This window comes from Citrobacter sp. wls714 (genome assembly GCF_005281025.1).
GTDB classification, from domain to species: domain Bacteria; phylum Pseudomonadota; class Gammaproteobacteria; order Enterobacterales; family Enterobacteriaceae; genus Citrobacter; species Citrobacter werkmanii.
This window is the reverse complement of sequence record NZ_SZWZ01000092.1, coordinates 243,289-255,904: the sequence shown is the minus strand read 5'-3', so window position 1 is coordinate 255,904 and position 12,616 is coordinate 243,289. Positions and strand designations below refer to the sequence as shown.

At 54.3% G+C, this 12,616-nt stretch carries 11 protein-coding genes and 1 pseudogene; 6 read left to right on the top strand and 6 right to left on the bottom strand.

Features of this window, described 5'->3' with window-relative positions; genetic code table 11:
- The 4 genes from FDX11_RS19860 to prs all read right to left on the bottom strand — a co-directional run.
- Nucleotides 1-386 (bottom strand): triphosphoribosyl-dephospho-CoA synthase (locus FDX11_RS19860; RefSeq protein WP_212734572.1); only part of this gene is annotated, 386 nt, incomplete at its 3' end.
- A complete protein-coding gene (gene mdcA / locus FDX11_RS19855; RefSeq protein ID WP_038634792.1) occupies nucleotides 386-2,041 on the bottom strand; it encodes a malonate decarboxylase subunit alpha in 1,656 nt (551 codons plus the stop codon). The genes FDX11_RS19860 and mdcA, both read right to left, overlap by 1 nt.
- Nucleotides 2,042-2,238: 197 nt before the next feature.
- The gene (locus FDX11_RS19850; RefSeq protein WP_137398421.1) at nucleotides 2,239-3,729 is read right to left on the bottom strand and encodes a nicotinate phosphoribosyltransferase; all 1,491 of its coding nucleotides are present in this window, start codon (nucleotides 3,727-3,729) and stop codon (nucleotides 2,239-2,241) included.
- A gap of 14 nt (nucleotides 3,730-3,743) precedes the next feature.
- Complete coding sequence (gene prs / locus FDX11_RS19845; RefSeq protein ID WP_137398420.1) at nucleotides 3,744-4,604, bottom strand: ribose-phosphate diphosphokinase; 861 nt, start codon at nucleotides 4,602-4,604, stop codon at nucleotides 3,744-3,746.
- 190 nt (nucleotides 4,605-4,794) lie between these two features.
- Between prs and FDX11_RS19840 the strand changes: the two genes are divergently transcribed.
- The 4 genes and pseudogenes from FDX11_RS19840 (at nucleotide 4,795) to FDX11_RS19825 (ending at nucleotide 7,756) form a co-directional block, all read left to right on the top strand.
- The gene (locus FDX11_RS19840) at nucleotides 4,795-5,514 is read left to right on the top strand and encodes an NUDIX domain-containing protein (protein ID WP_137398425.1); all 720 of its coding nucleotides are present in this window, start codon (nucleotides 4,795-4,797) and stop codon (nucleotides 5,512-5,514) included.
- 44 nt (nucleotides 5,515-5,558) lie between these two features.
- Nucleotides 5,559-6,618, top strand: a pseudogene (locus FDX11_RS19835) (hydrolase).
- Entirely contained in the window at nucleotides 6,615-6,833 is a 219-nt protein-coding gene (locus FDX11_RS19830; RefSeq protein ID WP_003023615.1) for a YheU family protein, read from the top strand. Before FDX11_RS19835 ends, FDX11_RS19830 begins: the two are co-directional and overlap by 4 nt.
- 53 nt (nucleotides 6,834-6,886) lie before the next feature.
- Nucleotides 6,887-7,756, top strand: coding sequence for a phosphoribulokinase (locus FDX11_RS19825; RefSeq protein WP_042312044.1), 870 nt, complete (start codon nucleotides 6,887-6,889; stop codon nucleotides 7,754-7,756).
- A gap of 46 nt (nucleotides 7,757-7,802) precedes the next feature.
- Here the strand turns inward: FDX11_RS19825 and FDX11_RS19820 are convergent, their stop codons facing one another.
- The gene (locus tag FDX11_RS19820; RefSeq protein WP_006687378.1) at nucleotides 7,803-8,207 is read right to left on the bottom strand and encodes an OsmC family protein; all 405 of its coding nucleotides are present in this window, start codon (nucleotides 8,205-8,207) and stop codon (nucleotides 7,803-7,805) included.
- Nucleotides 8,208-8,515: 308 nt separating this feature from the next.
- On the opposite strand from FDX11_RS19820, the gene crp reads away from it, so the two are divergent.
- Nucleotides 8,516-9,148, top strand: coding sequence for a cAMP-activated global transcriptional regulator CRP (gene crp / locus FDX11_RS19815; protein WP_000242758.1), 633 nt, complete (start codon nucleotides 8,516-8,518; stop codon nucleotides 9,146-9,148).
- 51 nt (nucleotides 9,149-9,199) lie between these two features.
- A complete protein-coding gene (locus tag FDX11_RS19810; RefSeq protein ID WP_042312042.1) occupies nucleotides 9,200-11,287 on the top strand; it encodes a YccS/YhfK family putative transporter in 2,088 nt (695 codons plus the stop codon).
- Between the two features lie 48 nt (nucleotides 11,288-11,335).
- On the opposite strand, the gene FDX11_RS19805 is transcribed toward FDX11_RS19810, so the two are convergent.
- Nucleotides 11,336-12,553, bottom strand: a complete 1,218-nt coding sequence (locus FDX11_RS19805; protein ID WP_137361497.1) for an aspartate aminotransferase family protein — start codon at nucleotides 12,551-12,553, stop codon at nucleotides 11,336-11,338.
- Nucleotides 12,554-12,616 lie beyond the last annotated feature (63 nt).

Genomic DNA, 12,616 nt, shown 5'->3' with positions numbered 1-12,616 from the left:
TGCGCGCTGCCCACGCCGCCGTGCATAGCCACCGCGCTGACCAGCAGCCCCAGCGCCCAAATCGCGCCGCGGTGGGTATTCACGCCGTCGGTGGCGGCCATCATCTGTTTCTCACCTTCTCGGCCGAGTCGCCCTACGGTTTGTCTCAGCGCAATATCGGCTGGCCGCCGCCCGCTCTGTTGCGCAAGCGCCTGAAACGTGGGGGTCAGGCTGTGCGCGGAGCGCTCCATTAGCGCAAGCGATAAATCGTGGTGCGCGCCGTTCCCCCGACTGTCCACCAGACCGGGTTTCGGGCTTAATCGTGCTTCGTCAATCAGACACTGCGTGGCGGTTCGCGCCAGCCATTCGGCACCGCCTTCAACCTGAATCTGGGGCAGAAGTTTCATTACCAGCTCCGGAATTTCGCAGGTGGGTTGTAAAGACCGCCGGACCATTCCACCAGGTCAGCGACGCTACCGGCTGCCAGCAGCGAACGGGTGGCGTCGGTACGACGAATGCCCATATCTTCCGGGTAGACCACTTTGCCGCTCTGACGCAGCTCGGCAACGCGCTTAGCGTCTACGCCCAGACCGATATCGGTGATACCGGCAACCGCAGCGACCATCGCGCGGCGTTCTTCCAGATCTTTGGCGCGGTAGAGGTAGGCGATACCTTCTTCAGTCAGCACGTGGGTCACGTCGTCGCCGTAAATCATCACCGGCGCCAGCGGCATACCGGAGGCTTTCGCCACGTCTACCGCATCCAGTTTCTCAACGAAGGTTGGTTTCACACCGGCCTGGAAGGTTTCCACCATCTGCACGACCAGTTTTTTACCGCGCTGCATCGGATCTGGTTCGGTGATCATGTTCAGCCAGGCTGGGGTCGCGTGGCGACGACCGTGCGGATCGTGGCCCATGTTCGGCGCGCCGCCGAAGCCGGAGAGACGACCGCGGGTCACCGTGGAGGAGTTGGCGTAGCCATCAACCTGCAAGGTGGAGCCGATAAACATATCCACCGCGTACTGACCTGCCAGCTGGCAGAAGGCGCGGTTGGAACGCATGGAGCCGTCGGAACCGGTGAAGAAGATATCCGGACGGGCGCGGATGTACTCTTCCATCCCCAGCTCGCCGCCGAAGCAGTGCACGCTTTCTACCCAGCCGCTTTCAATCGCCGGGATCAGCGTCGGATGCGGGTTCAGGGTCCAGTGTTTACAGATTTTGCCCTTCAGCCCCAGCTGTTCGCCGTAGGTTGGCAGCAGCAGTTCAATCGCCGCGGTGTTGAAGCCGATACCGTGGTTCAGCGACTGCACCTGGTGTTCCGCGTAGATGCCTTTAATCGCCATCATCGCCATCAGGATGTGTTCCTGTTTGATCAAACGCGGGTCGCGGGTAAACAGTGGTTCGATAAAGAACGGCTTGTCGGCGACAACCACGTAGTCAATCCAGGACCCCGGAATATCCACGCGCGGGAGGTCGCATTCGTCATCCACCAGTTCGTTCACCTGCGCGATAACAATGCCATCGTGGAACGCGGCGGCTTCCACCAGCGCTGGCGTATCTTCGGTGCTCGGCCCGGTGTAGAGGTTGCCTTTACGGTCAGCCTTATAACCGGCAATCAGTGCCACGTTCGGGGCCAGGTCGACGTAAAGACGGGAGTAAAGTTCGATGTAAGTATGGATGGCGCCGATTTCCAGCTGACCATCTTCCAACAGCTGCGAGATACGCAGGCTCTGGGTGCCGGAGAAGGAGAAGTCCAGCTTGCGGGCGATGCCTTTTTCAAAGATATCCAGATGCTCGCTGCGCCCGACGCTTGGCATGATCATGTGCAGGTCATGCACAATCTGCGGGTTCACCTCAGCCAGCATACGGGACAAGAAATCTGCCTGCTTTTGGTTATTCCCTTCTAATACCACGCGGTCACCCGGCGCGATCAGTTTTTCCAGCATCGCGGTCAGGTCTGCGGTCGGCAGCACCTTACCCTGCACCGGAACGGAAGCCAGACGGCGCTGTTTTTCCGTGCGGCGGGTGTTCCAGACTCGTGCTGGCGTTTGCCCAGATAACATTATTAACCTCCTGATTCAGCTAATCATTTTGATTGCTTAACACTGGAAAGAGTGTGCACCCTGGTGAGAAAGTCATCAATTAAGCGTAGGAAAGAATCATTAGCTTGAGAGTAATAATTGAAGTAACCATTTGTGACGATGATCAATTTACGCCGGGAGGGAGGAGGAAGCGGGTAATGCTACCCGCTTGCGGGAAATTACCTTTGCGCCGCCAGACGCTGGCGGATTTCGTCGAAATGCTGACGGTTAAACAGCTTGCCGTTGAGAAAACGAGTTTTCAGTTCCCCTTCCTGCTCTTGCTCCCAGGTCTGTTCGTCATGCAGGCATAAATCACCTGCTTCATTCCTCGTCACACGCAGCAAACCACGGGCAGAGCGTTTTAAACCATTATCGGTTTTCGGCTCTTTAAAGATCATTCGCCCTTTACCGTCGACTTCTCCCCACGTAGCTTTCATCGCAAAACCGAAGGTGTCACGCGTGTTGTACTGATAGGTAAAAGAACCGACGCCAAACACCACATTTGAACTGGCAAAACCTTTCGCTTCCAGACGATGCAGGATCTCATTCGCCCGCTCAAGGGTGATGGAATCGCCATAAATCAGCCCCACATGTGGGTCGAGCACCTTGTAACCTTTGGCGTTAACCGTGCCGCCAAATATCTCCCACAGCACCTCCACAGAGCCTTTCTCCTGTGCCGTACGATCGGCTCGGGTATCCTCATCCGCACCAGTACCGCACAGGATCTCAACCGGGTTACCGCTGTCCGGGCGGAAAACCACCCGTCCCTCCCGCGCCAGAATGATGCTCTTCAGCTCGCGGGTGTACTCCGTCAGCACCTGCCAGTAATCCCACGTATCAGAGACAATCGACACAAATCCCTGCGGGTAGAGATCGGCAATCAGGCGGCGGAAGGTTTCAATCTCATGCTCACGCTCCCCCATACACATCACGCTGTGCTCGGTCGCCGGAATGCTGGCGCCGATAAAATAGGGCTCGCCGTCGGTGTAATAATCGCGGGCGTACAGCAGAGATGGAATACTGTCGGTCCCTTTAAAGCTCAACAAGTGGCCGCAGCCCGCCTGCATGGTGTCCTGCAATCCGGACATGCCGCGGAAGGAAAAGTCATGGCACTGGAAGTCAAGGTGCGCCAGGTCGCTACAGGTTTTCTCTGCCCACCGCGCGCAGATGTTGCGGTAGTGGTGAGCTATCGTGGCATTTGTTGACGCCTTCCACAGTTCTGCCGACAGCACGGTCTCCAGGTAATTCACCAACCAGAAAAACTCAGGTTGGGTATTGATGATAGTTAAAACGGGCACCGCCATCGGCACTTTGCTGCCTTCATCCAGCGCTTTGATGTGAAGCGGCAGATAGCCCAACTGATGCAGGGCGCGGATATGATCAACCGCTACCGCATCTTTACCGAGATAGCTGTCCATGACCTGTTTGTATTCCCTGACCACCTCGTCTTCCGGACGGGCAAAGAACGCCTCGTTAAACAGATCAACCAGAAACCACTGCAGAAAACCTTGCAGACCAAAAAACACCAGTTTGCCATCCACCAACGGCGAGGAGAAAAAGCGATCGCTGCGCGGGGTAAAGTTGGAATACACGCGGCTGGTTCCTTGCGGATACTGTACGCGGTGAGAAACTTTGTAGCCGTCGATAGCCAGAATCGGGTTCATTTTCATAATCAGTATCTCCCTCAGGCGCGGTAAATCGCGTCAATGTCGATAAGCTCAAGCTGCGGATGTTCCAGCGTCGGGGCAGCGAAAGAGGTGGTGGTGTAGATAGCATCAATACCGTTAGCAAACAGGTGTTCGACGCCCTTAGAGAAAATACCGTGGGTGATATACAGGTTGACGCTACGGGCACCTGCATCACGGAGTACCTGCGCAGAACCAATAAACGTACCGCCGGCATCACACAGGTCATCAACAATCAGCATATCCCTGCCCCTCACGTCTCCAGCCACTAAAGCAAATCCCTTCAGCTTGCCGCTTGCTACATCGCGCTTTTTGCTCAGGACGGCGTACTCCGCTACACCGACCGCTCTGGCAACGGCATCAATTTTCTTCAGCGCTCCGGCATCGGGGGCGACCAGCATTAGCGTTTTTTGCTGGAACTGGCGCTGCAAAGTCGCGCTGTGCAGCAGGCAAGTCTCTTGTGAAATCGCCACAAAATTATTGATAGCTGCCGCCGCCGCGTCGCTGTGCGGATCGAGCACCTTCACCTTATCGAATTGCAGCGTATTGAGCTGGCTGGCAAAGACTTTCAGCGCAAAGCTATCACCCGCCACCATATGGCGATCCTGACGTGCCCACGGCAACCAGGGAAGCTCGAGATGACTGACCAGTACATCCGTTTGATGGCGAACCGCCTCCACCAGTTGCGCCAACAGCATAAAGTCGTTCATGTCGTGCATCGCCGTCGCACGAATGCGCATCAGACGAGCAAAGGGAGGTAATACTTCAGTAACCTTCAACCAGACGGCGCCATCAGGAAAAACACCGTGCGTCATTCCGTAGTCCTGGTCGTCCAACGTTAGTGTCAGTTTTATGCTCATCACGCTCACCTTTAATTGTGTCCCTTAGACACAATTAATAATGTCCCTAAGACACATATTAAGCAAGCACAAAATGCATTATTTTTAGACTGCGGCATAATCAACTGATAAATAATAAGAAAAAACGAACCTTGCCCCCCGGTATTGGACTGGTACACTTGTGGGCGTTGCAAATCATCGTGAGTACTTTATGACCACCGAAGCCGACTACCTGAATCAATACGATGCCCGCCGCTTTCCCTCACCTCTGGTGACGGTCGATAGCGTGCTGTTTACCCTGCATCAACAGGCGCTGTGCGTATTACTGGTTGAACGTGCAAACCAGCCGCAAAAAGGGCGTTGGGGATTACCTGGTGGCTTCATTGATATCGAGCACGATGACTCCACTCGCGCCACAGCGCTACGCAAGCTCACTGAAAAAACAGGTGTTTTGCCTTCGTGGCTGGAACAACTGGATACCTTTTCCGGCCCGGATCGCGACCCGCGCGGCTGGAGTCTGACGGTTACCTGGTTTGCGCTAATCGCCTGGGTAGACTGTGCGCCGCACATCGCCAGCGTCAGCAATGCCCGTTGGGTCCCGGTTGATGAGCTGAAAAATTATTCACTCGCGTTCGACCACGGAGATATCATTACGGCGGCCCTGCATCGCTTACGGCAAAAAACGATGTACTCACTCCTGCCTGTATACTGCTTGCCGGAGACATTTACCCATGGGCAACTGCTCGAAGCCACCGAGGTGATCCTCGGTCAGTCGATCCAGCGTAAAAGTCTGATTCGCCGCTTTGAAGCGTCAGGAATGTTTGAAGATACCGGAGAAAGCGTGGCGACAGGGACGCGTAAAGCTCGCCTGTGGCGACGAAAGCCCGACGTCGATTTTCATTTTTTCTCGCGTAACCTGCTGACTGACTAGCGACAAAATCACATATTGGCTAACCCGCAAGCGCTGCGCGCGGTATAGTTATTCTTTCCGATTATTAATTGCTCTGGTGTTATGGTTGAAATCACGTCCACAGAAATGATCCCACCTACTGATGATTCGCGAGAATTCCGCCCTATGCGCGGTATCAGTAACCGCCATTTGCAGACAATGCTGCCGCGTTTAATTCGCCGCAAGGTGAAGTTCGACGCCCATTGGCAGCGTCTGGAATTACCCGACGGTGACTTTGTCGATCTGGCATGGAGTGAAGATCCGCAACAGGCGAAGCACAAACCGCGCCTGGTGGTTTTTCACGGTCTGGAAGGCAGTCTGAACAGCCCGTACGCACATGGCCTGATTGAAGCAGCGCAAAAGCGTGGCTGGCTGGGCGTGGTGATGCATTTTCGCGGCTGCAGCGGCGAGCCAAATCGTCTCAACCGTATTTATCATTCTGGTGAAACAGAAGATGGCACCTGGTTTTTACATTGGCTGGAGCGCGAGTTTGGTCGTGTGCCGACCGCGGCGGTAGGCTATTCACTCGGCGGGAACATGCTGGCCTGCCTGCTGGCCAAAGAAGGCAACGACATTCCCATTGATGCAGCGGTTATTGTCTCTGCGCCTTTCGTGCTGGAAGCCTGTAGCTACCATATGGAGAAGGGGTTCTCACGCGTCTACCAACGCTATCTGCTCAATTTGTTGAAAGCTAACGCCTCGCGTAAGCTACAGGCCTACCCGGGTTCGCTGCCGGTGAGTCTGACCCAGTTGAAATCCCTGCGTCGCATTCGTGATTTTGACGATCTCATCACTGCCAAAATCCACGGTTTTGCCGATGCTATAGACTATTACCGGCAGTGTAGTGCCATGCCATTGCTTAATCAGATCGCCAAACCGACGCTGATTATCCATGCCAAGGACGATCCGTTTATGGATCATCACGTGATCCCTGAACCGGAAAACCTGCCCTCACAGGTGGAGTACCAGTTAACTGAACACGGTGGACACGTCGGATTTATTGGCGGCACGGTGCGCCGCCCTGAGATGTGGCTGGAATCAAGAATTCCCGACTGGCTGACAACGTATCTGGAGGCGTCATCATGATTATCCCCTGGCAAGACATCTCCCCGGACGCACTGGACAATCTGATTGAAAGCTTTGTCTTGCGCGAAGGCACCGATTATGGTGAACATGAACGCTCGCTCGAACAAAAAGTCGCCGACGTCAAACGCCAACTACAATCAGGTGAAGCCGTCCTGGTGTGGTCCGAACTGCATGAAACGGTCAACATCATGCCGAGGAAGCAGATTCACGAGTAATCCGTAGCCGACGGCCGACTATAATAAAAAATCAACCTATTCATGGAGTTGTTATGTCTGCCAAACATCCGGTGATTGCGGTAACAGGATCCAGCGGCGCGGGGACCACCACCACCAGCCTCGCGTTTCGTAAAATTTTCGCGCAGCTAAATCTGCGCGCCGCCGAGGTGGAAGGTGACAGTTTTCATCGCTATACCCGTCCAGAAATGGACATGGCGATTCGCAAAGCGCGCGATGCCGGGCGGCATATCAGCTATTTCGGTCCCGAAGCCAATGACTTTGGTCTGCTGGAACAAACCTTCATTGAATACGGCCAGACGGGAACAGGTCAGTCGCGTAAATATCTGCACACCTACGATGAAGCCGTACCGTGGAACCAGGTCCCGGGAACGTTTACCCCCTGGCAGCCATTGCCTGAACCGACGGATGTCCTGTTCTATGAAGGGCTACACGGCGGCGTCGTCACCCCACAGCAAAATGTGGCCCGGCATGTCGATCTTCTGGTCGGCGTGGTGCCGATCGTTAACCTGGAATGGATCCAAAAGCTGACCCGCGATACCAGCGAGCGTGGACACTCGCGTGAAGCGGTGATGGACTCGGTTGTGCGCTCAATGGACGATTACATCAATTACATCACGCCGCAGTTTTCCCGTACGCACATTAACTTTCAGCGCGTACCCACCGTCGATACCTCAAACCCCTTTGCAGCCAAGAGCATTCCGTCGCTGGACGAAAGCTTTGTGGTCATTCATTTTCGTAATCTCGAAGGGATCGACTTTCCGTGGCTTCTGGCCATGCTGCAAGGCTCATTCATTTCCCACATCAATACATTAGTCGTACCTGGCGGCAAAATGGGTCTGGCGATGGAATTGATTATGCTGCCGCTGGTCCAGCGATTGATGGAAGGTAAAAAGATAGAGTGATGTACGGGATGTGCCCGATGGCGCTACGCTTATCGGGCATCACGTATTACGCAGCAACCACTTCATAGGAGTGGGTAATATTCACCGCCTTTTCCAGCATCAATGCCACAGAACAATATTTTTCCGCCGAGAGATCAACAGCACGGGAGACCGACGCCTCTTTCAGATCGTTGCCGGTGACGATGAAATGCAGATTGATGTGGGTAAACAAACGCGGCGCTTCTTCACGGCGCTCAGAGGTGAGTTTCACTTCGCAGTTGGTCACATCCTGACGCCCTTTTTGCAGGATCGACACCACATCGATGGCGCTACAACCACCTGCAGCCATTAATACCATTTCCATCGGGCTCGGCGCTTTATCACCGGAGTTACCGTCCATCAAAATTTGGTGGCCAGAGGCGGACTCACCGAGGAAGGTTAACCCCTCAACCCACTTTACACGCGCTTGCATAATTCGTAACTCCAATGTTTCAATTTTCCTGACAGATTACGCGTACATAACAATTCTCGCAACGGAAGGCGACCTGCGTCATGCTGAAGCGAGACACCAGGAGACACACGGCGAAAGCTATGCTAAAACAGTCGGGATGCTACAGTAATACATTGACGTACTGCATGTATGCAGAGGACATCACATTACAGGCTGCAGTATATTTTTAGTAGCCCCCTTCCCAGGTAGCGGGAAGCACATTTTTGCAAACCCAGAGGCAGCGTCGTTTTCTGGCTCTGGAGACAGCTTATAACAGAGGATAACCGCGCATGGTGCTTGGCAAACCGCAAACAGACCCGACTCTCGAATGGTTCTTGTCTCATTGCCATATTCATAAGTACCCATCGAAGAGCACGCTGATTCACCAGGGTGAAAAAGCGGAAACGTTGTATTACATCGTTAAAGGCTCAGTGGCAGTGCTGATCAAAGACGAAGAAGGGAAAGAAATGATCCTTTCTTATCTGAATCAGGGCGATTTTATTGGTGAATTAGGCCTCTTCGAAGAAGGCCAGGAACGTAGCGCTTGGGTACGGGCCAAAACCGCATGTGAAGTCGCTGAAATTTCATACAAAAAATTTCGCCAATTAATCCAGGTCAACCCGGATATTCTGATGCGCCTGTCTTCTCAGATGGCTCGTCGCCTGCAGGTCACGTCTGAAAAAGTAGGCAACCTTGCCTTCCTCGACGTCACCGGTCGTATTGCTCAGACTCTGCTGAATCTGGCAAAACAGCCTGACGCGATGACTCACCCGGACGGTATGCAGATTAAAATCACCCGCCAGGAAATCGGCCAGATCGTTGGCTGCTCCCGTGAGACCGTTGGTCGTATTCTGAAGATGCTGGAAGATCAGAACCTGATCTCCGCTCACGGTAAGACCATCGTCGTTTACGGCACACGTTAATCCCATCGAAATGGCGCGTTACCCGGTAGCGCGCCATTTTTGTTTGCTCCGATGTGGCGAAGACTGATTTATCACCCCGAGATCAACTACGCACTACGACAGACCCTGGTGCTGTGTTTACCTGTGGCCGTCGGTCTTATCATTGGTCAGCTTCATCTGGGGCTTCTGTTTTCCCTCGTCCCTGCCTGTTGCAACATTGCCGGTCTTGATACCCCGCATAAACGCTTTTTTAAACGTTTAGTTATTGGCGCATCGCTGTTTGCCGGTTGCAGCCTGATCATGCAGTTACTGCTGGCGCAAGATATACCACTGCCGCTCATCCTCACCGGCCTGACGCTAATTCTTGGCGTAACCGCCGAGCTAAGCCCGTTGCATGCGCGACTGCTGCCAGCCTCACTCATCGCGGCAATTTTCACGTTAAGCCTTGCCGGGAACATGCCCGTCTGGGAGCCATTGCTGATCTATGCACTGGGTACGTTGTGGTACGGTCTGTTCAACTGGTTCTGGTTCTGGATGTGGCGTGAGCAGCCACTGCGTGAATCGCTCAGCCTGTTGTACCGCGAATTAGCCGATTACTGTGAGGCCAAGTACAGTCTGCTGACCCAGCATGCCGATCCAGAAAAAGCGCTGCCTCCGTTGCTGGTTCGTCAACAAAAAGCGGTGGATCTGATTACCCAGTGCTACCAGCAAATGCATATGCTGTCGGCGCATCACAATAATGAATACAAGCGACTGTTGCGTGCCTTTCAGGAAGCGCTCGATTTGCAGGAACATATTTCAGTTAGCTTGCATCAGCCGGAAGAGGTGCAAAAGCTGGTCGAGCGAAGCCACGCGGAACAGGTGATTCGCTGGAACGCGCGTACCGTCGCCGCCCGCCTGCGCGTACTGGCCGATGATATCTTGTATCACCGCTTACCGACTCGTTTCTCAATGGAAAAGCAGATTGGCTCGCTGGAGAAAATCGCCAACCAGCATCCGGACAATCCGGTGGGGCAATTTTGCTACTGGCACTTCAGTCGTATTGCTCGTGTGCTGCGGACCCAGCGCCCGCTGTATGCCCGTGATTTAATGGCAGACAAACAGCGGCGGTTGCCGTTGATCCCGGCGCTGAAAAACTATCTGTCGTTGAAATCCCCGGCGCTGCGTAACGCCGGGCGCATAAGCGTCATGCTGAGTATCGCCAGCCTGATGGGTAGCGCCTTACATCTGCCTAAACCTTACTGGATTTTGATGACGATCCTGTTCGTCACGCAAAATGGCTATGGGGCGACCCGGGTGCGTATTTTGCATCGTTCGGTGGGGACGCTCGTCGGACTGGTGATTGCGGGCGTCACATTGCACTTTCATATTCAGGAAGGTTTCACGCTGGCAGGCATGTTGCTGATCACGTTAGGCAGCTATCTGATCATTCGCAAAAACTACGGCTGGGCCACCGTTGGCTTTACGGTTACGGCGGTATACACCCTGCAACTGCTGACGCTTAACGGGGAACAATTTATCGTACCGCGGTTTGTCGACACGGTGATTGGCTGCTTAATCGCCTTTGGCGGCACGCTCTGGCTGTGGCCGCAGTGGCAGAGTGGTCTGTTGCGTAAGAACGCCCACGATGCGTTAGAAGCCGATCAGGAAGCCATTCGCCTGATCCTCAGCAACGATCCGCAGGCCACGCCGCTGGCGTATCAACGCATGCGGGTCAACCAGGCGCATAACACGCTGTTTAACTCACTGAATCAGGCAATGCAGGAGCCGGGATTTAACTCGCACTATCTGGCAGATATGAAACTGTGGGTCACGCACAGCCAGTTTATTGTCGAACACATCAACGCGATGACCACCCTGGCGAGGGAACATACGATGCTGACGCCGGATTTGGCACAGCGGTATCTGGAGTCCTGCGAAATTGCGCTCCAGCGCTGTCAGCAGCGGCTGGAGTATGACGGACCGGGAAGCTCGGGCGATGTGAATATTCTCGAGGCACCAGAGATGCTGTCCCACGGTCCGTTAAGCACCCTGGAGCAGCATCTGCAACGGGTTCTGGGGCATCTGAACACCATGCACACCATTTCGTCGGTCGCATGGCGTCAGCGCCCACACCACGGCATCTGGCTGAGCCGCCGACTGCGGGATATGAAAGGTTAAGAGATTTGTCGGATGGCGGCGTAAACGCCTTATCCGACAATCAGGCAATCAGCCCACCACCTTCGCGACAGCCTGCGCGAAACGCTGCATCCCTTCCTCGATATCCGCGTCTTCCACCACCAGCGACGGCGCGAAACGCATTACGTCCGGCCCGGCATTCAACACCATCACCCCTTCGTGCGCGGCGGCGTAGAGGAAATCGCGCGCCCGGCCTTTAAACTGCGGCTTCAGCTCGGCGCCAATCAACAGCCCCATGCCGCGAATATCGCTGAAAATATCGAACTGCTGATTAATCTGCTGCAAATGCTGCACAAACTTCTGACGTTTGCCCTGAATACCTTCCAGCACTTCCGGGGTGTTGATGATATCAAACGCGGCATCTGCAACTGCACAGGCCAGTGGATTGCCGCCGTAAGTGGAACCGTGCGAACCCACGTGGAACGCGGAGGCAATTTCCTGGGTGGTCAACATGGCGCTCACCGGGAAGCCGCCGCCGAGCGCCTTAGCGCTGGTGAGGATATCCGGCGTCACGCCGTAGTGCATATAGGCAAATAAATCGCCGGTACGCCCCATCCCACACTGCACTTCATCAAATACCAGCAGCGCCTGATGCTGGTCGCAGAGTTCACGTAAACCTTGCAGGAATTCCGGGGTTGCCGCAGTAACTCCGCCTTCCCCCTGAATTGGCTCAACCACCACCGCACAGGTGTGATCGTCCATCACCGCTTTTACCGCATGCAGATCGTTAAACGGCACATGGATGATATCCGCCGGTTTTGGTCCAAAGCCGTCGGAATATTTCGGTTGCCCACCAACAGATACGGTAAACAGCGAACGACCGTGAAACGCATTATGAAAGGCAATGATTTTGGTTTTGAACGGGCTGTGGCGTACGCAGGCATAATGACGCGCCAGCTTAAAGGCGGTTTCGTTGGCTTCGGTACCAGAGTTCATGAACAGCACGCGTTCAGCAAAGGTCGCATCAATGATTTTACGACCTAAGCGCAACGCTGGTTCGTTGGTGAAAACGTTACTGGTGTGCCACAGGGTTTCGCCCTGGGTTTTTAACGCCTCAACCAGCGCCGGATGGCAATGCCCTAACGCGGTAACTGCAATGCCGCCCGCAAAATCAACATACTCTTTGCCCTGTTGATCCCAGACTCGACTCCCTTTTCCTTTTACCGGGATAAACTCAGCCGGTGCATAAATCGGCAGAATTACTTCATCGAATGTCGCGCGCGTAATCGCAGTTTGTTCAGTTGCCATGTCATTACCACCCTGTTAAGCAGAAATGCTAGTGAAATTATAATCACAAAATATGAATAAAAA

Excerpts from the sequence above, each read along its gene's own strand:
- FDX11_RS19840 (WP_137398425.1), top strand. The coding sequence starts at position 4,795 with ATGACCACCGAAGCCGACTACCTGAATCAATACGATGCCCGCCGCTTT.
- FDX11_RS19820 (WP_006687378.1), bottom strand. The coding sequence starts at position 8,207 with ATGCAAGCGCGTGTAAAGTGGGTTGAGGGGTTAACCTTCCTCGGTGAG.
- mdcA (WP_038634792.1), bottom strand. The coding sequence starts at position 2,041 with ATGTTATCTGGGCAAACGCCAGCACGAGTCTGGAACACCCGCCGCACG.
- FDX11_RS19830 (WP_003023615.1), top strand. The coding sequence starts at position 6,615 with ATGATTATCCCCTGGCAAGACATCTCCCCGGACGCACTGGACAATCTG.
- FDX11_RS19805 (WP_137361497.1), bottom strand. The coding sequence starts at position 12,553 with ATGGCAACTGAACAAACTGCGATTACGCGCGCGACATTCGATGAAGTA.
- FDX11_RS19850 (WP_137398421.1), bottom strand. The coding sequence starts at position 3,729 with ATGAAAATGAACCCGATTCTGGCTATCGACGGCTACAAAGTTTCTCAC.
- prs (WP_137398420.1), bottom strand. The coding sequence starts at position 4,604 with ATGAGCATAAAACTGACACTAACGTTGGACGACCAGGACTACGGAATG.
- crp (WP_000242758.1), top strand. The coding sequence starts at position 8,516 with ATGGTGCTTGGCAAACCGCAAACAGACCCGACTCTCGAATGGTTCTTG.
- FDX11_RS19810 (WP_042312042.1), top strand. The coding sequence starts at position 9,200 with ATGTGGCGAAGACTGATTTATCACCCCGAGATCAACTACGCACTACGA.
- FDX11_RS19825 (WP_042312044.1), top strand. The coding sequence starts at position 6,887 with ATGTCTGCCAAACATCCGGTGATTGCGGTAACAGGATCCAGCGGCGCG.